This window comes from Mangrovibacterium sp. (assembly GCF_041596335.1).
In the GTDB taxonomy this organism is placed as follows: domain Bacteria; phylum Bacteroidota; class Bacteroidia; order Bacteroidales; family Prolixibacteraceae; genus Mangrovibacterium.
In genome coordinates, this window is sequence record NZ_JBFHIT010000048.1 from 13,668 (window position 1) to 36,302 (window position 22,635).

23 protein-coding genes are annotated in these 22,635 nt (G+C 44.4%); 7 read left to right on the forward strand and 16 right to left on the reverse strand.

The window, feature by feature from the left end:
* Positions 1 to 359 precede the first annotated feature (359 nt).
* From nuoE to ABZD21_RS15095, 10 genes are all read right to left on the reverse strand, one after another.
* Entirely contained in the window at positions 360 to 863 is a 504-nt protein-coding gene (gene nuoE / locus ABZD21_RS15050) for an NADH-quinone oxidoreductase subunit NuoE (protein ID WP_372775892.1), read from the reverse strand.
* A gap of 131 nt (positions 864 to 994) precedes the next feature.
* The gene (locus ABZD21_RS15055) at positions 995 to 2,746 is read right to left on the reverse strand and encodes an NADH-dependent [FeFe] hydrogenase, group A6 (RefSeq protein WP_372775893.1); all 1,752 of its coding nucleotides are present in this window, start codon (positions 2,744 to 2,746) and stop codon (positions 995 to 997) included.
* 15 nt (positions 2,747 to 2,761) lie between these two features.
* Entirely contained in the window at positions 2,762 to 4,555 is a 1,794-nt protein-coding gene (locus ABZD21_RS15060) for an NADH-ubiquinone oxidoreductase-F iron-sulfur binding region domain-containing protein (protein WP_372775894.1), read from the reverse strand.
* 14 nt (positions 4,556 to 4,569) lie between these two features.
* The gene (locus ABZD21_RS15065; protein WP_372775895.1) at positions 4,570 to 4,965 is read right to left on the reverse strand and encodes a ferredoxin; all 396 of its coding nucleotides are present in this window, start codon (positions 4,963 to 4,965) and stop codon (positions 4,570 to 4,572) included.
* An 84-nt stretch (positions 4,966 to 5,049) separates the two neighbouring features.
* A complete protein-coding gene (locus ABZD21_RS15070; protein ID WP_372775896.1) occupies positions 5,050 to 5,598 on the reverse strand; it encodes an ATP-binding protein in 549 nt (182 codons plus the stop codon).
* Complete coding sequence (locus ABZD21_RS15075; RefSeq protein WP_372775897.1) at positions 5,595 to 6,341, reverse strand: PHP domain-containing protein; 747 nt, start codon at positions 6,339 to 6,341, stop codon at positions 5,595 to 5,597. Before ABZD21_RS15075 ends, ABZD21_RS15070 begins: the two co-directional genes overlap by 4 nt.
* Entirely contained in the window at positions 6,338 to 6,676 is a 339-nt protein-coding gene (locus ABZD21_RS15080) for a DRTGG domain-containing protein (RefSeq protein WP_372775898.1), read from the reverse strand. The genes ABZD21_RS15075 and ABZD21_RS15080 overlap by 4 nt, the downstream gene beginning before the upstream one ends.
* Positions 6,663 to 8,042 (reverse strand): [Fe-Fe] hydrogenase large subunit C-terminal domain-containing protein, encoded by a 1,380-nt coding sequence (locus ABZD21_RS15085; protein ID WP_372775900.1) that lies wholly within the window; start codon positions 8,040 to 8,042, stop codon positions 6,663 to 6,665. The genes ABZD21_RS15080 and ABZD21_RS15085 overlap by 14 nt, the downstream gene beginning before the upstream one ends.
* On the reverse strand, positions 8,042 to 8,452 hold the full coding sequence (locus ABZD21_RS15090; RefSeq protein ID WP_372775901.1) for an ATP-binding protein: 411 nt from the start codon (positions 8,450 to 8,452) through the stop codon (positions 8,042 to 8,044). The genes ABZD21_RS15085 and ABZD21_RS15090 overlap by 1 nt, the downstream gene beginning before the upstream one ends.
* A gap of 1 nt (position 8,453) precedes the next feature.
* Positions 8,454 to 8,798 (reverse strand): hypothetical protein, encoded by a 345-nt coding sequence (locus tag ABZD21_RS15095; RefSeq protein WP_372775902.1) that lies wholly within the window; start codon positions 8,796 to 8,798, stop codon positions 8,454 to 8,456.
* Positions 8,799 to 9,150: 352 nt separating this feature from the next.
* Between ABZD21_RS15095 and ABZD21_RS15100 the strand changes: the two genes are divergently transcribed.
* From ABZD21_RS15100 to ABZD21_RS15115, 4 genes are all read left to right on the forward strand, one after another.
* A complete protein-coding gene (locus ABZD21_RS15100; RefSeq protein WP_372775903.1) occupies positions 9,151 to 10,083 on the forward strand; it encodes a PAS domain-containing protein in 933 nt (310 codons plus the stop codon).
* On the forward strand, positions 10,080 to 11,261 hold the full coding sequence (locus ABZD21_RS15105) for a SpoIIE family protein phosphatase (protein ID WP_372775904.1): 1,182 nt from the start codon (positions 10,080 to 10,082) through the stop codon (positions 11,259 to 11,261). Before ABZD21_RS15100 ends, ABZD21_RS15105 begins: the two co-directional genes overlap by 4 nt.
* A 75-nt stretch (positions 11,262 to 11,336) precedes the next feature.
* Positions 11,337 to 11,795 (forward strand): hypothetical protein, encoded by a 459-nt coding sequence (locus ABZD21_RS15110; RefSeq protein WP_372775905.1) that lies wholly within the window; start codon positions 11,337 to 11,339, stop codon positions 11,793 to 11,795.
* 99 nt (positions 11,796 to 11,894) lie between these two features.
* Positions 11,895 to 12,143, forward strand: a complete 249-nt coding sequence (locus ABZD21_RS15115; protein ID WP_372775906.1) for a hypothetical protein — start codon at positions 11,895 to 11,897, stop codon at positions 12,141 to 12,143.
* 49 nt (positions 12,144 to 12,192) lie between these two features.
* On the opposite strand, the gene rlmF is transcribed toward ABZD21_RS15115, so the two are convergent.
* A complete protein-coding gene (rlmF, locus tag ABZD21_RS15120) occupies positions 12,193 to 13,155 on the reverse strand; it encodes a 23S rRNA (adenine(1618)-N(6))-methyltransferase RlmF (protein ID WP_372775907.1) in 963 nt (320 codons plus the stop codon).
* 69 nt (positions 13,156 to 13,224) lie between these two features.
* On the opposite strand from rlmF, the gene ABZD21_RS15125 reads away from it, so the two are divergent.
* The gene (locus ABZD21_RS15125) at positions 13,225 to 14,535 is read left to right on the forward strand and encodes a DEAD/DEAH box helicase (protein ID WP_372775908.1); all 1,311 of its coding nucleotides are present in this window, start codon (positions 13,225 to 13,227) and stop codon (positions 14,533 to 14,535) included.
* A gap of 61 nt (positions 14,536 to 14,596) precedes the next feature.
* Here ABZD21_RS15125 and ABZD21_RS15130 read toward each other — a convergent pair whose 3' ends face one another.
* From ABZD21_RS15130 to ABZD21_RS15140, 3 genes are all read right to left on the reverse strand, one after another.
* Positions 14,597 to 15,610: a dihydroorotate dehydrogenase-like protein gene (locus tag ABZD21_RS15130; protein WP_372775909.1), complete on the reverse strand. Its 1,014-nt coding sequence runs from the start codon at positions 15,608 to 15,610 to the stop codon at positions 14,597 to 14,599.
* 231 nt (positions 15,611 to 15,841) lie between these two features.
* Positions 15,842 to 18,133 (reverse strand): sodium-translocating pyrophosphatase, encoded by a 2,292-nt coding sequence (locus ABZD21_RS15135; protein ID WP_372775910.1) that lies wholly within the window; start codon positions 18,131 to 18,133, stop codon positions 15,842 to 15,844.
* Between the two features lie 287 nt (positions 18,134 to 18,420).
* Positions 18,421 to 19,767, reverse strand: a complete 1,347-nt coding sequence (locus ABZD21_RS15140; protein ID WP_372775912.1) for an MATE family efflux transporter — start codon at positions 19,765 to 19,767, stop codon at positions 18,421 to 18,423.
* Between the two features lie 204 nt (positions 19,768 to 19,971).
* Between ABZD21_RS15140 and ABZD21_RS15145 the strand changes: the two genes are divergently transcribed.
* Positions 19,972 to 20,442, forward strand: coding sequence for a low molecular weight protein-tyrosine-phosphatase (locus ABZD21_RS15145; RefSeq protein WP_372775913.1), 471 nt, complete (start codon positions 19,972 to 19,974; stop codon positions 20,440 to 20,442).
* 72 nt (positions 20,443 to 20,514) lie between these two features.
* Complete coding sequence (locus tag ABZD21_RS15150) at positions 20,515 to 21,252, forward strand: class I SAM-dependent methyltransferase (protein WP_372775914.1); 738 nt, start codon at positions 20,515 to 20,517, stop codon at positions 21,250 to 21,252.
* Between the two features lie 69 nt (positions 21,253 to 21,321).
* On the opposite strand, the gene ABZD21_RS15155 is transcribed toward ABZD21_RS15150, so the two are convergent.
* Both ABZD21_RS15155 and ABZD21_RS15160 read right to left on the reverse strand, forming a co-directional pair.
* Positions 21,322 to 21,780, reverse strand: coding sequence for a hypothetical protein (locus tag ABZD21_RS15155; protein WP_372775915.1), 459 nt, complete (start codon positions 21,778 to 21,780; stop codon positions 21,322 to 21,324).
* A 503-nt stretch (positions 21,781 to 22,283) separates the two neighbouring features.
* The coding region (locus ABZD21_RS15160) for a sigma-70 family RNA polymerase sigma factor (protein WP_372775916.1) at positions 22,284 to 22,635 on the reverse strand (352 nt) is incomplete at its 5' end.

Sequence of the window (22,635 nt, forward strand, 5' to 3'; positions counted from 1 at the left end):
CCTGGCAAATTGATTTTTCTTTACGTGGGAGAACTACTAAAGCCAGTCGAATTGATTTTTAGATATGTGGGAGAATTCCCATAGCCCGTCCATTCAGTTTTTCTAGTCACGGTAGAACTCCCAAAGCCTGTTCAATCTGATTTGACCGGACAGTAAGTGAAAGAAAAATTGACCCGGGCTAAAAATTAGTAAAGCGAAGACCAAGTTATCCGTCAATTTTCGGATGGCCTCTATTAAACTTTTGCTATATTATGCCTGCGTTCTTTGAAATGAACCGCACCCCAAAAGTGGACACAATATTTTGGGTGCTGTTCATTCCCTGGCCTTTTTTCGTACGAACTAAGAACGCGTTGATCAGTTTATGCCGTTTGTACGCTGTTGCAGTCTTCCTGATATTCACCAATAATTTTGCCAACTTGTTGAGGCGAAACGCGTCCGTATACTTTTTCACCCACCAGAACCACAGGTGCCAGTCCGCAAGCGCCTACGCAGCGGAGGCAGCTCAACGAAAAACGCCCATCGACCGAGGTTTGGCCAACTTCAATTCCCAGTTGGCGCTTAAATTCGTGGAGAACTTTTTCGGCTCCACGAACATAGCAGGCCGTTCCCATACAAATTGAAATAGGGTGCTGTCCCTGTGGCAGCATCGTGAAGAACGAATAGAATGTCACCACACCGTATACTTTAGCAACCGACATGTTCAGCTCTTTGGCAATTAGTTCCTGCACTTCGGCAGGCAGGTAGCCTAACTTGTGTTGCGTTTGGTGCAGCACATTAATCAGCTCCGTTTCTTTGTTGTCGAATTGAGCGCAAATTTCTTTGATGAGCTCAACTGCTTTATCTGCTAATTTTATTTTGGTCATGTGTTTTACTTTTTAATTGTTTATTCCGCTTTGGTTGAAAGTCATTTGGTTGTCAAGAGTGGTCGTTCCCGGTTGGCACTTCGGCCGATTGAATGGATGTGACCGGAATGACTGTTGATGACCTCCTCGCGTTAGCTTCGGTCGAAATACTTGGTGTGCAGCAGGTGATGCGCTTTTTCGCTCAACGGAGCACCGAGAAATTCTTCGTAAAGCTTTTGAATGTGCGGGTTTTCGTGCGATTTACGTAAGGCTTTGTTTTTATCTTCCGAGTAGATCGCTTTTTGTCGTTTCTTGAGAATTTCAACATCGCCATGATGGTACGGTTGTCCGCCTCCACCAATACAACCACCCGGACACGACATGATTTCGATGGCATGAAACTGACTTTCGCCAGCTTTTATTTGCTCCAGAAGCTTGCGGGCATTACCCAATCCGTGAGCAATACCAATGTTGATGGGGATGCCGTCAAAGTCGATGGTTGCTTTCCGTAAACCTTCCATACCGCGAAGTTCTTCAAAATCGAGGCGGGGCAGGGTTTTTCCGGTTTGGATTTCATAAGCCGTGCGAACAGCTGCTTCGATCACGCCACCGGTTGTTCCGAAAATAACGCCAGCGCCGGTTGATTCACCCAACGGCTGGTCGAAATCTTCTTCCGGCAACGATTTAAAATCGATATTGGCAATGTTGATGAGTGAAGCCAGCTCGCGTGTTGTTAGTGCATAGTCAACGTCGGGGTTGCCGTTTACTGCAAATTCGTCGCGGCTGCTTTCGTATTTTTTGGCCACACAAGGCATGATGGAAACAACAACTAAATCCTCTCGTTTTACACCAATTTTATCGGCAAAATAGGTTTTGGCAATGGCGCCAAACATTTGCTGAGGCGATCGCGCTGTAGAGGGGATATCTTTTAGTTCGGGGAATTGATGCTCAAAGAATTTCACCCAAGCCGGACAACAGGAGGTGAGGATTGGCATCTTCACATTTTTGTCGCCAGCAAGAAATTTCTCCAAACGGTTCAGAAGTTCGGTGCCTTCCTCCATGATGGTTAGGTCGGCAGCAAAGTCGGTGTCGAACACATAATCGAACCCTAAACTACGGAGTGCTGAAACCATTTTTCCGGTTACCAGGGTGCCGGCTTCCATCTCAAATTCTTCGCCCAGAGCTGCCCGAACAGCCGGAGCCGTTTGAACGATCACCGTTTTCTGGGGATCGGAAAGCGCACGAATGACAGCACCGGTTTCGTCAACCTCTGTTAATGCGCCGGTTGGGCAAACAGCCACACATTGCCCGCAATAGGTACAAACAGAGTGGTCCAGGTTCATTTCGAAAGCCGGGGAAACCACCGCTTCGAACCCCCGGTTGATCATTGACAGCACACCAACGGACTGAACTTCGTTACACATTGTGATACAACGGCGACAGAGAATGCACTTGTCGAGTTCGCGAATGATTGCCGGAGAAGTATCTTCGCGATAATGAGACTGTGCGCCTTGAAAATGAATTTGGCGTATTCCCATGTTTTGAGCCATATCCTGCAAATCGCATTTCCCCGATTTGGCGCACACCAAACAGTCGGAAGGGTGGTCGGAAAGAATGAGCTCGAGCACGGTGCGGCGAGCGTTGACAGCACGAATGGAGTGGGTACTGATTTCCATGCCTTCGGAAACTTCGGTGCAACATGCCGGAGCAAGATTGCGGCGGCCTTTCACTTCCACCACACAAACCCGGCAACCACCCGGTTTATTTTCAATGTTCATGTCGTGCAGCTTCATGTGGCACAGGGTTGGAATGTCGATACCAACCGCTGATGCGGCGTCCAAAATCGTCGTCCCCTTTGGGACTTCGAGTGTCTTATTATCGATATTTAATTTGATTTTTTCCATGATTGATCCTCTTTCTTAAACGATTGAAATCGCGTCAAACTTACATTTCTCGAAACACACACCACACTTGATGCACAATTTTTGGTCGATGTAATGTGGGCTCCGTTTTTCGCCAGAGATGGCGCCTACCGGGCAGTTGCGGAAACACAAGGTACAGCCGGTGCATTTTTCTTCATCGATCACGTATTGCATCAGTGCTTTACATTGTCCGGCCGGGCAGGATTTATGGTCGACGTGAGCTTCGTATTCATTCAAAAAGTTGTCAAGGGTCGACAAAACCGGGTTGGGCGAAGTTTGTCCAAGCCCGCAAAGGCTCGAGTCTTTAATCACATGACTCAGCATACGAAGCTTGTCAATGTCTTCCCGGTTTCCTTTTCCTTCGGTTATTTTTACCAGAATCTCATGCAGACGTTTGTTGCCAATCCGGCAGGGAGTGCATTTCCCGCATGATTCGTCGAGGGTGAATTCGAGATAGAATTTAGCGATTGAAACCATGCAGTCGTCTTCGTCCATAACAATCATGCCGCCCGAACCCATCATTGATCCGGCTGCAATTAGGTTATCGTAGTCAATGGGAGTGTCCAGAAAGGCAGTGGTCAGGCAACCACCCGATGGCCCTCCGGTTTGAACGGCTTTGAATTTTTTGCCGTCTTTTATTCCTCCGCCAATGTCGTAAATTACTTCGCGAAGGGTGGTGCCCATCGGAACTTCAATCAGGCCAACATTATTTATTTTTCCTGCCAGGGCAAATACTTTTGTTCCTTTTGATTTTTCGGTGCCAATACTGCTGAACCATTCAGGGCCTTTGTTAATAATTGGCGGAATGTTGGCGAAGGTTTCAACATTATTCACGTTGGTCGGTTTTCCCATATAACCCGATTCGGAAGGGAAAGGTGGTTTGAAGGTTGGTTCGCCGCGCTTGCCCTCCATCGAGTGGATAAGGGCTGTTTCTTCGCCGCAAACAAAAGCACCGGCTCCATAGCGGATCTCAATTTCGAAACTGAAGTCGGAACCCAATATTTCAGTACCCAGCAAGCCATATTCGCGCGCTTGGGTGAGCGCTGTTTTCAGGCGTTTAATGGCCAGTGGATATTCGGCACGAATATAAACCAAGCCTTTTGACGCACCAATGCAGTAGCCGCAAATAGCCATCGCTTCAATAACCGTATGTGGGTCACCCTCAAGAATGGAACGATCCATAAATGCGCCGGGGTCACCTTCGTCGGCATTACAAACCACATATTTCTCGTCGCCAGCAACATTGTGGGTGATTTCCCATTTCAGGCCGGTGGGGAAACCACCGCCTCCGCGGCCTCGCAGGCTCGACTTTTTGATCAGGTCGATTACTTCGGCAGGACGATAGATTTCGAGGCATTTGCCCAAAGCAGCGTAACCGTCATGGCCGATATATTCGTCAATATTTTCAGGATTGATAAAACCGCAGTTGCGCAAAGCGATACGAACCTGTTTTTTGTAGAAGTCCATGTGTTTGCTGTCTCCAACTTTCTCCTTTGTTTTGGGATCCTTGTACAGTAGCCGCTCAACTTTTCGACCCTTAACCAGGTGTTCATCTACAATTTCATTCGCGTCTTTCGGTTCAACAGAAACGTAGAACGTATTGTCGGGTTGAATTTTAACGATCGGCCCTTTTTCGCAAAAACCGAAACAGCCGGTGTGCAATACCTGAACCTGATCCTGCAGTCCGTGTTCGGCAATTCGTGCGTTTAAATTTGCTTTCAGCAGGTCGCTTTGGGACGCCTTACATCCGGTTCCTCCGCAGACCAATATGTGCGTATTAAATTCTGCCATGTCAGTAGGTTTAGTTAGTCATCAATGGTTTTGTAGGTAGGCGGAATAATTCCGTCAACCAGTTCATTCCGCTTAATATGCTTCTCAATAATTTCCTGAGCTTTGTTCTTATCGACAAAACCATATACAACAGCTTCTTTGCCCGGAATAAGTAGCTCTATAGTCGGTTCGGCATAGCAGTAGCCCATGCAACCTGTTTGGGTCACAATCGCATCAATTCCTTGATGATCGAGTTCTTCGATCAGAAAATTCATTGTTTCTTTTGCGCCGGAAGCAATTCCGCAGGTAGCCATCGACACTTTGATTTGGATCAGGTGATCAGGATTGTCTCCCTTTTCCCGTAATTTGATTTTTGACTGCACCTCATCTTTTAGTTTCCGCAGGTCATCGAGTGATTTGATCTTTGTCATCTTATGTATAGGTTTAGTTTTCGGTATTGCCATTAGGTTCTTTAAGGTCGGTATTCTTCCAATAAGTTCATAGGTTAAAAAACATTATTCACTTATTTGTATTTGTTCCAAATTCTCCAACAGCATGGCTCGCAGGAATTCTCTAATCTCTTTAGTAACCAAAGGAGTGCCCTCCAGAATTTTTTTTATTTCCCGCGAATCAAAATTGAATTCGCCCTGGGGTGTCTGGTGTCGGTATAAAATTTCGGTTTCGTTTTCGTTGCTCAGCAAAATGAGAATTGTTCCGGCAATATCGCCCAGAATGGGTCGGTCGAGGTGATGAAAGCCAAAGGACGCTGTAAGTTTGGTTCCTTTGCCCGGGGAAGATTCAATTTGAAAGGATCCGCCCGTTTGTTCAGCGTTTTGTTTCAACATCGGAATTCCAAGCCCAACCTTGCGGGTTGTGCGCGAGGTGTAAAACGGATCGGTTACCCGGTTCAATGTTTCCGCATCCATGCCACTTCCATTGTCGGTAATACAAATCCGGTAGTAGTCCTCGTCGGCATTTTCCCGGATATGAATTTCCAGCAAGCTGGCTTTTGCCCTGATTGAGTTCTGGGCGATATCAAGAATATGCAAGGCTAATTCTGTCATGATTCAATTTTTACAGATCGTCCGTTCTTTTGATGGAAAGCCCAGCGTATTTCTTCGAAAGTCGGTTCAGCGAGTTCGAAAATGCTGCAGGCAGTTCCAATATCCGTTGCATAATGAGCATCGGAAGCTTTGATTATGGTAATGTCTGAAGGGATATCGTATAGCTGTCGGATTTGGCTCTCATCAGCTCGCTTGCTGATTTGCATGCCATCAATTTGTAGCTCGTTAGGCAGAAAACCTAGTTGGCTGAAGAGGCTGTTGATTGGCCGGTCGATGTGTGCCGGAATGAACAGCCCATTGAGTTGTCTGGTATAGTCGGCAATTTCCTGCAATTCTATTTGTAATCCATTCCCAAGATACCAGGGAATTTCTTCAAGGATTTGATTGTTCCGATCGACCACAACCTGATACCCGAAGTAGTCGGGCCGGTTTGGGATGTGTGGCAAGTATTGATCGAGGAAAATCTGAAATTTATTTCGGCTATGGTCGTCTTCGAAAAGGCAAAGCGCATGCACTTCTTCGCGACTGTTTACCTCGCAGCCATTTAAAACCACGATTCCGGTGTCGGCAGCCATTTCGCGCACAACAGCACATTGTTTGGTGCTGTTGTGATCGGTGATGGCAATAATGTCCAACTGCTTTTGCCTGGCAGTCGAAATAATCAGGTCGGGGCTCATAGCCAGATCGGCACACGGAGAAAGCACCGTATGCAGATGGAGGTCGGCTCTGAACCGCCGAATCATCTCGCGTTCAGTAAAGCGTACAATCTACCGGCGAGTTCGAATGTTGACAGAGAGCTTGACAGGATCGGGATTTGTTCATCGTTGCTATGCTGAATGGTGTTCTCATTTGCTTTGAGATCTTTTACCAGAATAACAGCTGCTAAATCTTTTAGCGAGGCGATCGCCATCACATTTTGGTGTACCTGAAGGGTAATCCAGATTTGTCCTTCACGGGCATTTCCCATTACATCACTTAGCAGGTCGGAGACATAGCCTCCACTTATTTCGCGATCGAGACCTCGCTCGCCGGAAATAACTTTCAATTCTAAACGTTCAATTATTTCAGAAACCTTCATTTCGTCTTCCTCTTTTATTACAGTCAGCTTTAAATCGGTCTTTACCCCATTTTTTTTCCATATTTAACAGGGCTTTCGACGTTGATATTTTATTTTCTTCCTGCCAGGTTTGCTGCAGAAACACACAATCCGACATTTTGGCTTTTTGGCAAACCATATCTTCGGCGAGTGCCTGGCAATTGGGAGCGCCACATGCGCCGCAGTCAATTCCGGGAAGGAAGCAAATTATACGTTGTATTTTGCTCATCTTTTCAATCGCCTTTTCCCGATCTTCATCTAAAATGAAGGCAGGTTTGGCTTTGATCGGTGCCGAGATGAGTTTGGGCTTCAACACGGAGGCCATTTCCTGAATCGGGTGGTCTTTAAATTTCAGAGACGATTCGTATCGTTTAGCACGATGTTCCAGCCGTTCAACAGTTAAAAAACGGTTGCCCGACAGCAGGTTACCTCCCGCGCAACTTTGGTCGCAGGCGCGTAGTTCCAGGAAATCTATGTCTGGAACTTCCTCGTTTTCCAGCCGTTCCAAAAATTTAATCACATTGTGTATCCCGTCAATGGCCATGCTTCGTTCGCCAAAATGCTTGGCTTCGCCACGGGTAAGGCTCCACAATATGCCATCGCGAGTAAGGGTCGTTCGCTGGTCGCTGGTGTCGGCTACCTCCTTGTTGCTGATAATTTTTCGTACTTTGTTGTACAGCTCATTCATATTGATGATCCCATCAACAATCGATTCCTCCTCGCTGATCGGACTTTTAACCGAACTCATTTTAGCAATACAAGGAGTGACGTAGAACAGGCCGATTTCGTCACGCTTGGCACCCTGTTTTTTCAGTTGTTCCAAGGCAAAATGAGCTCCCAGATCCTGTGGCGCTTTGCGTTGAACCAGGTTGTCGGCCAGCGACGGATAGCGAATCTGAATTAAACGGACTACCGATGGGCAAAATGTGGATATATGAGGGCGGTTTTTTTTGTCTTTCCGGCAATATTCACGGATCGAATCTTTCAGAAACCCGATTGGTTGCTCCACCTCATAAACATGGGTGAACCCGATTTTCAGAAGCGCGGCATAAATCTGGTCTTCGGTAAAGATTTCCGGAAATTGCCCAATCATGACTGCCGGAAACAGAACGGCCCGATATTTAAATGCTTTGATTTTGTCGATATCATCTTGCTCAACATAGATTGCTTTTGCCGGGCATTTGCGCATACATCGTCCGCAGTCGACACATCGTTTGGGGTCGATAACTGCAAGTCCGTTCCGAATTCGAATCGCCTCAGTCGGGCACGAAGTCATGCAGTGCGTACAGCCAATGCATTTTTGTGCGTCAACTTGCAGAGCGTGATATGTTGGATTGGTCTGCGACATTAGAAATAATTTACCATGGTCAGAGTTGTGCTTTGTCCTACAACAGACTCAATAGTCATTTCATCGGTATTTTTTTTGATGTTTGGCAATCCCATTCCGGCGCCAAACCCCATTTCCCGTACTTTCTTACTGGCGGTTGAAAAACCTTCGGTCATTGCCATCTCAATGTCCGGAATTCCGGGGCCTTCATCGGTAATCACAACACTGATTTTATCTTTGTCGATCTGAATCTTGATGTGTCCTTTGTAGGCATGAGCAACGACATTAACTTCAGCCTCGTACAGAGCGATAACAATACTTTTGATACACTTGGTATCTACTCCCAATTGTTTCAACACCTTCTTTACCCGGCTCGACGCTTGTCCGGCCTGGGTAAAATCTCCTCCCTCAATTGTAAAGTTCAATTCCATTTTAGTATACCGGGTTTAATCCTGCCATAAACAACGTACCACTTGCCCGAAACATGGTGAATGGCGATTCCATGATGCAAATGTTGTGTTCCCTGGCTAATTCCAGCATTTCGGCTGATGCTTTTTTGTTCCGCACAAATACAATGTACCGGATATCCGCCATTTCCGCTGTGCGAATAGTTTGCAGGTTGCACATTCCGGTTATTAAAAGCAGATGGTCGGTGTCTAATGTGAGCACATCGCTCATCAAGTCAGAACTGTAGCCTTTCTCAATTTGACCATTTAACTGCTTGTCTCCGCAAATTAACTCTGCCGACAATAATTCGCAGATTTCAGAAATTTTCATTCATCTAAGATTAGTCTTACAAATATGGATTAATTGCCTAAAAAGAACGATAGATTTACGTGCATTTAGCGTGTGGATACTCAAATTTAGATTCATTATAAAGTACCTCAGCTGACCGATTTCGTGGAAGTTAGACTGATTTTTTGCGGAACTAGGTTTGAAGCACAAGGCCGGTTGAAACAGCACAAGGCCGATGAACGATTGTTGAGGAATGCGCAAATGAATGCTCATCGCTAATTTAGATAAGATGGCTTTAAACCCGATTTTTTAATTTGGTTGGTCGTCTGTGGTCTGAAGTATTTTTCGTAATTTATGAGTTAAATAACAGACACCCAGAATAAAAAACCAGCTCATGATTTATGATGAAAACTCTTTTTTGCCCGATGTGCCTGATTCCTCCAGCTTCTCAAATCAATTAATCGAGGCTTTGCCCATGCCGGTATACCTAAAAAATACTGATGGCGTGATTCTGATGGCTAACAACTCGTTTTGTAGTATACTTGGCTGCGAAAACACCGAAGTGAAAGGTAAAAAAGTGGCCGATTTTTTAGATGAGAATCAGGCCGGACAGTTTGATCGTCATGATCAGGATTTGGTTACCGATCGGGGAACGCAGAATTACGAAGCGCGGGTTCGGTCGGGTAAAGGTGTATTTTGTGAGTATTCTTTTCAAAAATCGCTTTTGTATAACTCGCGGAATGAATTGTTGGGGATATTTTGTGCAATGAACGACTTGACTAAACAGCGAAAAGCTGAACGTCAGATGGAAGAAGCACAGGAATCATCGGTGATGGCTTCGGCGATGTTGCATAAAATCAGGGCTGGTATCGTTATCGTCGACAGTAACCTGCGGGTGATTGATGCGAATCCGAGTTTTTCAAAATTGATTGGCGGCGATGTTGAGGAACTTTATGAGACCATTCCCGGACTCGGCGGTGCAGATCTGAAAGAATTGGTGCCTGAACCGGTTTACCGGATGTTTGCCTCGTTGATGAGCTCGGGTGAAAGTGCACTCGAGCGCGATCTCCGCTATCAAAATAAGCTTTTGCATGTATCGGTAATTACGATCTATAAAAACCGGGTTGTTGGGGCTTTAATCCGCGATTTGTCGGCGCCCGCATTGGTGCGGGAGGAGATTATCAGCCGGGCACAACGCGTCAATAAGCAAAATATGGACACCGTACAGAAGATTGCTTTCCTGTTGGGTGAGAACGCGTCGGTAATGGAAGAGCTGCTGCATTCGATCATTGAATCCTATAGCTATGGGGAGGACGATGAATCATGAGCGATTTACACGTGGATGTTGATTTTCAGCAAAAATATGCGAATGGCGAGATCATTTGTGGTGATGTTTTTCACACACGCCGAATTATTGGCGAAGGCCGTTATATTTTAATTTTGTCCGATGGATTGGGCCATGGAATCCGGGCCAATGTAATGGCCACATTAACGGCATCGATGGCCATGAAGTACACCTCATTTCACACCAGACCCGAAATTGCAGCGAACATTTTTATGCGCGTTTTGCCGCAAAACAGCGATAACAAGGAGAGCTATGCCACCTTTACCATCATTGAAATTGATAACGATGAATTGGTGCGGATTATCAATTACGATAATCCGACGAGCCTGATTTTTCGGAACGGAAAACCTTTTGTTCCGCGCGAATTGGAAATTCCCATTCGAGGTGAAGAGAACAAAGAAAAAATATTGCGCATCCGAGAGTTTACGCCAATTAAAGGCGATCGGATTATTTTCATGACCGATGGTGTTACACAGAGCGGTCTGGGTGGAAAGCGATTCCAAATGGGCTGGGGTGAAAGTCAGATTTCGTCGTTTGCTCAGAATCAACTCGAGCGCGAACCCGAAATGACGGCGACCCGGTTGGCACGAAAGATTATCAATCAGGCAGCCATGAACGATGGTTTTAAAATGAAAGATGATGCTAGTTGTGGGGTGTTAAACTTTCGGGTGCCACGTGAATTTATGCTGATTACAGGACCTCCGTTTTATAAAATAAAGGATATGGAGTTCGTTGATCGGGTTCGGGATTTTTCGGGAAAAAAGATCATTTGCGGTGGAACAACCGGCGAAATCATAGCCCGTGAGTTACAGTTGGATATTGAGATTCAACATCATTACGAAGGAGACGATATTCCTCCGGCAGCTGAAATGGAGGGGTTTGAAATGGTGACCGAAGGAATTTTAACACTGGGAAGGGTTGAGGAAATTTTGGAGAAATACAACAACGACACTCGACTCGAAAATACGCCTCCCGAAGAAGTAGCGAAGCTTTTGCTCGAGCACGATATTATTCATATTCTACTCGGAACCCGCATCAATCGTGCTCACCAGGATCCTGAGCAGCCATTCGAAGTCCAAATTCGAAAATTCGTGGTAAAACGCATTGTTAAATTGCTGGAAGAACGCTTTTTTAAGAAAGTTTTTATTGAGTTTATTTAGATCGAACATTAGGATCAATCTTAAATTTGTGGTCAGTTTGAATTTGTAATTCATAATTCTACTATTTATCGACCAATGAAAGATGAAACAATAAAAGCCCGATTGCTGGAAAAATTAAACCAGCTGCTCGATGAACGAATTATAGCTACTGAGCAATCAATTCAGTCGGCCAAAGAATCGCGCGATAATGATACTAAAAGCAGTGCCGGCGACAAGTACGAAACCGGGCGGGAGATGATTCAACAGGAAATGGATAAGCAATCGGCACAGCTGGCTAAAAACCGGGCTCTTAAAAACGATCTGGCGCGGATTAATCCCGCGAACGTGTTTACTCAAGCCGGCTTCGGTAGTGTGGTGATTTGTAATTCTGGCTGTTACTTCCTGTCGATCCCTTTCGGGAAAATTGAGTTAGCCGGATCGAACTATTTTTGTTTGTCGCTCGCTTCGCCGATTGGGCAGCTTTTGCTTGGCAAAAAGGCTGGAGATGTGCTCGATTTTAATGGGCAAAAAGTTGAGCTGAAAGAAGTTTTTTGAAATTCGGGGATTGGGTAGAGAGATTCCAGGAAGCGAAAATTAATCCGAACTGAGCTAGTAATTTAAATATGCATATATTTGCATGTTAAGAATGAGCAAATGGAATTTAAAAAATTAGAACTTCAACCCAAAGGAAATTGGTTTCAACGGAATATTTGGACCCAACACGGCAGGAAAACGCTTTTATATGTTGGCATAGGAGCGATCCTTAGTTTTTCGATCAGCTATTTTTCCGGTGATATCAACCTTGAAAACCTGACCATGTTAAACGCGTTAAAGTCGATGTGGTTTGGTGCGTTCATGGGATTTCTACTGACAAACAGTCCTTGTGCCCGCGGCAAATGCTGATCTGAAAAGCGATCGTTCGTTTTCGGTTAAAAGGTCGGCTTACCGAAATTTAGCTCCATGTTTTCGCCCATTCTTTCTGTTCTTCTTTCGATAAGAATGTCCAGGCTACAAAGCGACTTATCTTGTTGCCTTGCCCCATCGAAATGGTTTCGATTTCGGTCGCTTCAACTTTTTTCAGCGTTTTGTAAATTTCAGGCAATCGCTCACTCTTCGATACTAAACTGCTGAACCGGAAACACGACTTGGCAAACTCGCGACTTTCCAGAATAAGATTTCGAAGAAAGGCTTCTTCTCCGCCATCGCACCACAATTCGTTGCTTTGCCCGCCAAAATTGAGAATCGGCTTCACGGTTCTTTTCTGTTTTAAATTTCTGGTTTTTCGCAAGGTTCCGGCTTGTGCTTCGGCTGCCGACGAATGAAAGGGCGGATTGCAGATGGTCAAATCAAATCGTTCACCGGGCTGAATAATTTGCGCAAAACTGTGTTTTTGGTTGGGTTGAAATCGGAGAATGATTTTTTCAGCAAGTGCCGGGTTTGAAGAAACAATCGTTTGTGCCGATTCAATCGCGTTTTGATCAATTTCTGCTCCAACAAACGACCACCCATATTCCATGCAGCCAATGATCGGGTAAATGCAGTTGGCTCCAACCCCAATATCGAGGGCGTTTATTTTTGATCCGGTTGGTACTTTGCCGTTGTTCGAATTTGCCAATAAGTCGGCTGCGTAGTGGATATAATCCGCTCTTCCCGGAATGGGAGGGCAAAGGTATCCGCGCGGAATATCCCAGTAGCTCAATCCGTAGTTGGCTTTTAAAATTGCCTTATTCAGCATCTTCACAGCATGAGCGTTGGCAAAGTCAATCGATTCATCGCCGTACGGATTCAATTTCACAAACGATTTTAATTCCGGACAAACAGCAACTAATTGTTCGAAATTGTAGCGCTCGCGGTTTTTGTTTCGCGGGTGCAATTTCATTTTCACAATCGGATGAGTTTTTTTCTTTTCGGGCATTTAGTTCCTGTTTTGTTGCCACAAATTTAGCGATTATCGATCAGAAACAAATTCAGTTATCTTTGCGCCATGTCAAAGTCGATTAAGAATCAGAAAAATATACTGGCCAAGTTAAATATCGCGCAGTTGAATCCCATGCAGGAAGAAGCGCAGTTGGCCATTCATTCGAATGCTGAAGTTGTTTTGCTCTCGCCAACGGGCTCGGGAAAAACACTCGCTTTTATGTTGCCGTTGATTGCCGGTTTGGATCGGAATTGTGCGGAAGTGCAAGCGATGGTGATCGTACCAACGCGCGAATTGGCGATTCAGATTGAACAGGTAACCCGCGATATGGGCTCTGGCTTTAAAACCAATGCGGTGTATGGAGGGCAGTCGTTTTCGAAAGACAAACTGAATTTGAAGACACCGCCGGCGATTCTGATTGGAACGCCGGGGCGAATTGCCGATCATTTGCGTCGTAATACTTTTTCAACGGATGATATTCGCACGTTAGTGCTCGATGAGTTCGACAAATCACTGGAAGTTGGTTTCGAAGCTGAAATGGAAGAGATTATCACCATGTTGCCTGGTTTGAAGAAGAAAGTTTTGACTTCGGCGACCATGCACGCGTCGATACCTGCTTTTGTGGGATTGAAAAAGCCGATAGTCTTGAACTTTTTGGAAGAAGGTGAATCGCAACTAACCATAAAAACAATCATTTCGCCGGAAAAGGATAAGTTGGAGACGTTAGTGGAAGCTCTTTGTCATATCGGTAATGAACCGGGGATTATTTTTTGCAACTACAAGGAATCGATCGACCGGATCAGTAATTTCCTGACGGAAAAGAAAATTGCTCATGGATGTTTTCATGGAGGCATGGAGCAGGTTGATCGGGAGCGGGCGCTGATTAAATTCCGCAACGGAACGCACCAATTGTTGTTGGCTACTGATCTGGCTGCACGAGGTATTGACGTTCCCGAAATCCGATTCATTCTGCATTATCAGTTGCCGGGGCGTAGTCACGAGTTTACGCACCGTAATGGCCGTACAGCTCGTATGTTTAGCGATGGAACTGCCTATATTTTGAAATGGGCCGAAGAGATATTGCCAGATTTTATTCCCGATACAGAAATTGAAGAGCTTACCAAAGCTTCGCTTCCGCAGGCTTCCGAATGGACAACACTAATGGTCTCAGGTGGCCGAAAAGACAAAATTTCGAAAGGCGATATAGCTGGACTGATGTTCAAACAAGGTCAGCTGGGAAAAGACCACCTGGGCGTGATTGAGTTGAAGCAGGAATGTGCATTTGTAGCGGTGCGCCGTTCCAAAGTAAATCAGTTGTTGCAATTGGTTGACGGGAGTAAGTTGAAAACAAAGAAAGTTCGAGTTTCTGTGGTGTAAAAAAGGCTTCCTCCATTTTCGGAAGAAGCCCTGTATAGCGTCTGAAAAACTGTTCCAGAACTTACACCATTGGGTGTGTCTTGAAGATTTCCTCTGATTTCATGAGAATATCGACATATTGGGCTCGTTGGTAGGTAAAAGGATCTTGCTGATTTTTACGAGCCAATTTGCCACGGAAGTCCTTTATTTTTTTGTAGCCTTTATTGTCCATCCATTCCGACAGCTCTTTGAGTAGAGTTGCCGCGTAAGCCGGTTGGTTTTTGTAGAATGCTGAAACCATCTGTACTACATCGGCACCGGCCAGTAACATTTTAATCACATCCGTCGAATTTGAAATGCCTCGGCTTGCGCAAATGCTGGCATCGATATTGCCGTGTAACAAGCCTGCGTAGCGTAACGACAATTGGTGATCGCGTTCTTGGGTTAATTCCCAGGGATAGAAAAACTCTTCGGTATCAATATTAATTTCAGGTTGGAAAAAACGATTGAAGAGCACATAGCCATCAGCACCGGCTTCGTCCAGCTTTTTAATGAAATTCAGCGTGTTACTGTAGAATGGGCTAAGCTTGACACTTACCGGAATTTTTACTGCTTTCTTTACATTTTTGACAACCTGAATTTGCTTTTCTTCAATTTTATCGCCTTCAATTTCAAAATATCCGGGCGTTGCATACAAGTTTATTTCCAACGCATCTACTCCTGTTTGCTCCAGCTCGCGGGCATAGTCGACCCATGTTGTTTCGTAAATGGCATTTAAACTGGCAATGAGTGGAACATTCACTTTGCTTTTCAGCGTTTTTACATTCAGTAAATGTTCCTTTGGGCCGGCGTGTTCCATCTCCGGAAATAAGCGGGTCATCTCAGCATTTCGTTCTTCATACTCATGCAGATCTTCATCCATTTGAATGGATTCTAGCTGAATTTGTTCTTCGAAAAGAGATTTGTATACAATAGCACCAATTCCGGCTTCCTGAATTTGCTCCATTGCTGCGGGTTTTGTAACCAAGTTGCTAGCACCAAGAATGATTGGGTTTTTAAGTTTTAACCCCATGTAGGTGGTGGATAAGTCTGCCATAATATTGATCTTTTATAGTTTGATTTCTGTCTTATAAAACTATGTGGGTGAACCTTTTGTTCAAGAATCAGGAATAATAATATTCATTACTTCTTGTAGTTAGTAGAGACTCTATAAGTTAGGGATAAATTGCCTGAAAGTAAAGGTCTGCAGAGGATTAATTTTTGAATAAGCACAAAAAAACCTGCAAGCCGAAGCATGCAGGTTTTTAGAATCCTTTATTCGGTTTGTCTACATTAGAGACAGCGTAACAGTTAATCCGGCCATAACAACAGAAACCATGGTCATCAGTTTGATGAGGATGTTCAGTGAAGGGCCGGAAGTATCTTTGAAGGGGTCGCCTACGGTATCACCAACAACACTTGCTTTGTGGGTGTCGCTTCCTTTGCCGCCGTAGTTTCCTTTTTCGACGTACTTTTTAGCGTTGTCCCAGGCGCCACCGGCGTTGTTTAGCATAACGGCCAATGTGAACCCGGAAGTCAATCCACCAGCCAGCAGTCCAACCACTCCGGCTACACCCATGAACGCGCCGATCGCAACAGGTACAATAATCGCGATTAACGAAGGCAATAACATCTCGCGTTGGGCACCGATCGTTGAAATCTCAACACATTTCGCGTACTCAGGCGTTGCTTTACCTTCCATAATTCCTTTGATTTCGCGAAACTGGCGGCGAACTTCTTCCACCATTGCTCCGGCTGCACGTCCTACTGCTTTCATCGTCATAGCACAGAATACAAACGCCATCATGGATCCGATAAAAATTCCACCTAAAAACAGCGGATTGAATAAGGTAATATCATAAGCTGCGGAGAAATCTTTGACTGATGCCGTTGAAATCTGAACCGCTTTCATTCCTTCTTCAACAGCTGGTTTTACTGAGGTGTAGAAGATATAATCACCTTTAGTTACAAATCCCTCGGGGCCGGCAATTTTACCGAACCACAAACGAATTTCTTCCATATAGGCTGAAATTAATGCCATTGCAGTTAGTGCTGCAGAACCGATTGCGAAGCCTTTACCTGTAGCTGCAGTTGTATTTCCGAGCATATCAAGTGCATCTGTACGCTCGCGAACTTCCTTCGGTAGCTCAGCCATTTCAGCGTTACCGCCAGCATTATCGGCAATCGGTCCAAAGGCATCAGTTGCCAGTGTAATTCCAAGGGTTGAAAGCATACCAACGGCGGCAAAACCGATACCGTAAACACCCATGGCGAAGTCGGTTGCACCACCGGCCGCCCAGAATGAACCTATGATGCCAATCACGATTGTAACTACCGGAATCCAGGTTGAATACATTCCTACGGCAATACCATCGATAATGGTTGTTGCGGGGCCTTGCAGGGCTTGCTTGGCAATACCTTTTGTTGGCCCATATTCATCGGATGTATAGTATTCGGTTGCTTGGCCGATGATTACTCCGGCAGCCAAGCCAATAACGACTGATCCAAATACGCCATACGTAATCCAACCAAGATAAGCCATACCGAGCATAGCTAACAAGATCATAACTGAAGCACCTCCGGTACCCAGCAATAAGGCATTTAACAGGTTTTTTTGTGTGGCCGATTCTTTGGTGCGAACCATAAAGATTCCCAAAATAGAGAAGATAATTCCAATTGCAGCCACGAGCATTGGTGCGATGACTGCCATTTCGGTGTTCATGCCCGAGTTTTCAAGCGAAAGGGCCGGAAGTGCCGCTCCCAAAGCAGCGGTTGCCAGGATCGAGCCGCAGTAGGATTCGTACAAGTCGGCGCCCATCCCTGCGACATCACCAACGTTATCGCCAACATTATCGGCAATTGTTGCTGGATTTCTTGGGTCATCTTCCGGAATTCCGGCTTCAACTTTCCCTACAAGGTCAGCACCAACATCGGCAGCTTTAGTATAAATACCTCCGCCAACGCGGGCGAATAATGCCTGAGTCGAAGCACCCATCCCGAAGGTTAACATGGTTGTCGTAATTTCAATCAGCTTTTGGTGTTCACTGGTTCCGGCATGTACAAAATTTAACCCGAAAAGGTGAAGGCCGTTTGCCATGTGTTCCGGAGTAAAAATCACTTCCGTCAGGAAAAGGTACCAGGCAGCGATATCCAGCAAGCCGAAGCCAACTACCACCATTCCCATCACGGCACCGCTTCGGAAAGCTACTTTTAGTCCTTGGTTCAGGGATTTTGAAGCGCCATGAGCGGTACGTGCTGAAGCGTACGTTGCTGTTTTCATGCCGAGATAACCACAGAGCCCGGAGAAGAAACCACCGGTTAAGAACGCTACCGGCACAAAGGGGTTTTGAACGCCCATGTAGGCCAACATTAGTAAAACAAGCAAGAGAATTAGGAAAACTATGCCAACAACTTTGTATTGACGATAAAGGTACGCCATCGCCCCTTCTCGCACATATTGTGCAATTTCAATCATTCGGGGGGTACCTTCCGAATTTTTCATCATGGATTTAAAAAAGACCCATGCAAAAATCAGAGCTACGATTGAACAGAGTGGTACAATCCAGAAAATAGCATTCATAAGGTTTTTGTTTTTGTGCAACTAGGGTTGCGGTTAGATGTTTGTTTTGATTTATTGGAAAATACTGCTGAATTTAGCAATAATCATGTAGTTGAATCACTGTAATTGGTTGTTTTTTTGCAGCATTAATTATCCGGATCAAAATGGTATTCAATATAACATCTTGATAGTGAGACGGGAAGTTTATTTTTTTATCGTCTCAATTTGAAATCAATCTAAAGAAAATTGGTTTGGTTTAACAGCCATGTAGTTTGTAAATGGAGTATTTAGTGCTTGTTATAGATTGATTATTTCAAATCTGACGGTTCGACAACGACTTTCCCTTTCCATTTTCCGGAGTAGTAGTAGATGATCATGATCACCATCCCAACGAACCATGCAGCAGGTTCGGCCCACCAGATTCCGTTCACTCCAATCCGGTTGGATAACCAAAAGGCGAGTGGGATGCGAACCAGATACAAAGCAGTCATGGTTGTTAACATGGGAACAAGTGTTGCCCCGGCACCTCGCAAAAAGCCGGTGAATGTAAACATGACCGATAGCAAAAGGTAAAAGGACGAAACGATTACAAGGTAGTCTTGTCCGATGGCAATTACCGCTTCGTCAGGAGTGAAGATCTGAATGATGTATTTCCCAAAAACGATGATGACCAGTGAAATTAGTAGCGAATAAGCCAACGAGAAAGCCAGGGTAATTTTCAATCCTTTTCTGGCGCGGGCTTCCTGAAAAGCGCCCAAATTTTGTCCGACAAAAGACGATAACGCGGAACTAAAAGTTAGGGCAGGCATTTTTGCAAACGAGTCAACACGCATGGCCGCGGTATAGGCAGCAACTGCGTTTGTTCCAAAGGTATTAACGATACCCATGATCGCCATCATTCCGAAGGCAATAAACGATTGTTGAAATCCGGTGGGTAATCCAATTTTCACACAACTTTTAAAAATTGACCGGTCAAAAATATATTTTCGGATTGACAGGTTTATCACCATGTGTTTCTTGTTCAGGTACCAGGTTGCCGAAAAAAATGCCAGTGCCTGCGAAACAACCGTTGCCAGAGCAACCCCTTCGATCCCCCATTTGAAGACGATGACAAAAAGTAAATCGAAAATGATGTTAATGGCGGTTGAAAGAATCATGAAATACAATGGCGTTTTTGAATCGCCCAATCCCCGGAGGATGGAGGTAATTCCGGCAAATCCGAAAAAGAAAAACATCCCCGAAAGGTAAATATTCAAGTAAGTAACAGCGTCGGAGAGCATTTCGTCGGGGAGTTGAAGTAAAATGAAAATTGATCGGCTAAAAATAATCCCGATAAACGTCACCAATATGGATGAGAGTAGGAAGAAAATAAAAATGGTATCTATCGTCTTTCGAACCTGATCGAGTTGTTTCGCTCCAAAATACTGCGAAATAACCGTCGACGCTCCGGAGCCAACACCAATCACCATTGAAATTAAAGTGAAAATAACCGGAAAGGAAGCTCCAACAGCGCCCAGTGCTTCTTTTCCAAGAAAGTTTCCTACAATAACACTATCGACGATGTTGTATAGATTCTGGAAGATGTTTCCAAGCACCAGCGGAACCGAGAATTGTAGAATTAGTCGTGCCTCACTCCCCTCCGTAAAGTCTTTCATAGCTTGAATTAATGAGCCCAAATCTCTCTAAATTTCTCAGAAAATCAAAATCAAGGTTGAAAGTTAATGTTGGGTTAAGTTTTTAGCGGGCTGTTTTTTGCTAAAAGTAAAGCACTAATTTTGTTTTAAGTGAATCGAAATACATGATTTGCAACCTGAGGAAACAATAAAGAAGGATTCCCGGGAATTTGAATTTTTTGCATTATGAAGAAAAGTGTATTGTTTGTCTGTCTTGGTAATATTTGTCGTTCACCGAGTGCAGAAGCTGTTTTTAATAGTTTGATAAAGAAAAACGGGCTGGAAAATTTGATCGAGTGCGATTCGGCGGGAACCGCAGCTTATCATGAAGGAGAGCCTGCCGATCAGCGTATGCAGAGCCATGCCATTCGGCGTGGATACCGACTGACGTCTATCGCCCGCCAATTTGACCCCGCGGACGACTTTGACCGTTTCGATTATATTATTGGAATGGATGACGATAACGTGAATGATTTACAAGATCTGGCTTCATCGGAAGAAGATGTGAATAAAATCTATAAGATGACTGATTTCTGCAGTCAGGGGGGGCATTATTCAATTCCTGATCCATATTATGGCGGTTCGGATGGTTTTGAACTAGTTTTGGATATCCTTGAAGACGCCTGTGAGGGATTGTTAAATGAAGTGCGTGGTTAAGTATTTCGCCTGTGATCGGAGAAGAACATTTCGTATGCAGGGCTGTTTAATTTGTGTACGAATATAAATAAGATGGGTCAGGAGAAATTTTATAGTTCTATTGCCAGTTATTACGAGCATATATTTCCGTTAAATAAGCAGCAAGTCGGTTTTATTCAATCTGAATTCGAATCGTTGGAAGATGTATCTTTTATCGATATTGGGTGCTCCATTGGGCAGTTGGCCAATGAGTTGTGTAAACATGGCGCGCTGGGTGTCGCAATTGATTTAAACCCGGATATGATTCGTAGGGCGGTTGAGATGTATGGTTCGGCTTTTCTTTCATTCCGGGAGATGGATATGTTGACGCTGCAATCTTATTTTGCACCGCAATATTTTGATGCAGTGATCTGTTTTGGTAATACCTTAGTTCATCTGGACTCGATTGCCCAGGTCAGCAGCTTTTTTCGACAGTGTTTTGATTCTCTCAAGCCAGGAGGCAAGTTTCTTGGGCAGATCTTAAATTATCGATATGTGCTGGACAACCGGGTCACATCATTGGCAATCATCGAAAATGAGTTTGTGCGTTTTGACCGACATTACCGTTTGCCGGATAAAGATTCACCTAAGATTGATTTTCGTACCAGGTTGACTGTAAAATCGAGTGGTCTCGAACTGGATAATTCAACCAACCTTATTCCGCTTCAAAAAAATGAGCTGGAAAAACTGCTTTTACTGTCTGGCTTTTCCTCTGTGCATTTTTATGATGGATTTAATAAAACCCCGTATACTGGCCGTGGCTTACCCTTGGTTTTCGCGGCGTACGCATAGTATCCGTTTCTGTTTTTTAATGGTTTCTGAGCGTTAAATTGACGCTAGTGTCGGTTTAATGTCTAAATCCTATTTGGAGTGGGACGTTCCCCATTTGAATTCAACTAATTCATAGGTGTTTGCTTTGTAATCGCATTGGTAGGTCAGTTTAAAATTCGTACAACTCTCAGTCCAATTCCGAAATAGCTTGTCGTCTTGTTGCTGAACTTTTGCAAAAACGAAAACCCGGTTCATGTCAAGTACAAATTGATCAATCCGAATCCATAGATAATCTTCGAATCTATTTAACGGTTTAACTTTTTGTGTTTTGGCTATTTCTTTGCCGTTGTATTTACCGGGAATTCGTTTCAGTATAAATGGGTCGGCAGAGATCACAATATTAGATGAATCGTAGGCCTGTATAAACGATACCAAAGTGTCGGCTACGTGGCAATATAAACTTCCTTCAACAACAAGGTCTCTCTTTTTTTGGCCGCTTGCAACAGTAGTAAATGCAATTAGAAAGGTCAATAATACCAGTTTGTTCATGATTATGCTAAATTTTGAGTTCCGATGTGTATTCCATTCAGAAATGTAATTTACGCTAAAATTCTCAGAGTGACATTTTCTTGGCGAAAAAGATAACGTTCGGCTTTTTAAATTTAAATCAGTTGAGTGCTTCAATAAACTGAGGAGATCAAATTATGTTTCGCTTCTTGAGACAGCTGATATTCGACCGTTCCGGGATTCGTTTCTATGTGCGGTGAAGTAGAATTGAGCATCACTAGAGCTTGTTGTTGAATAGAGTACTAAAAACGGATTTTTACATTGTTTTCCGAGTACTCTGGAGGCTCGGTAATTCGAATGTACCATTTCTATATAATACAAAAAGAAACAGCGGTGATGGCTGGCAGCAGCTTGTTTGAAGTTGAAAAGCAGGGTAAGGGTAAGTTTAAAGTTTGTGTTTGGGGCAGGCTGAATTTGGGATGGGATCAAAAAAATCAGCAAAAAAAAACCGCCTAAATAAAGGCGGTTAAAAAGTTTTTTCTTTACTATCCAAGATATGATTTTAGCAATTTGCTTCTGGATGTATGCCGCAATCTGCGGATGGCTTTTTCCTTAATTTGGCGTACCCTTTCTCGGGTTAAGCCGAATCGTTCTCCAATTTCTTCCAGGGTCATCTCCTGGCAACCAATTCCAAAGAACATCCTGATGATGTCACTTTCTCTTTCAGTAAGGGTCGCGAGAGCACGCTCAATTTCTCGTGCAAGTGATTCCATTATCAATGCACGGTCGGCATTAGGGGAATCGTTGTTGACGAGTACGTCGAGGAGGCTGTTGTCTTCACCTTCCACAAAAGGAGCATCTACTGAAATGTGTCGTCCTGAAACACGAAGTGTATCA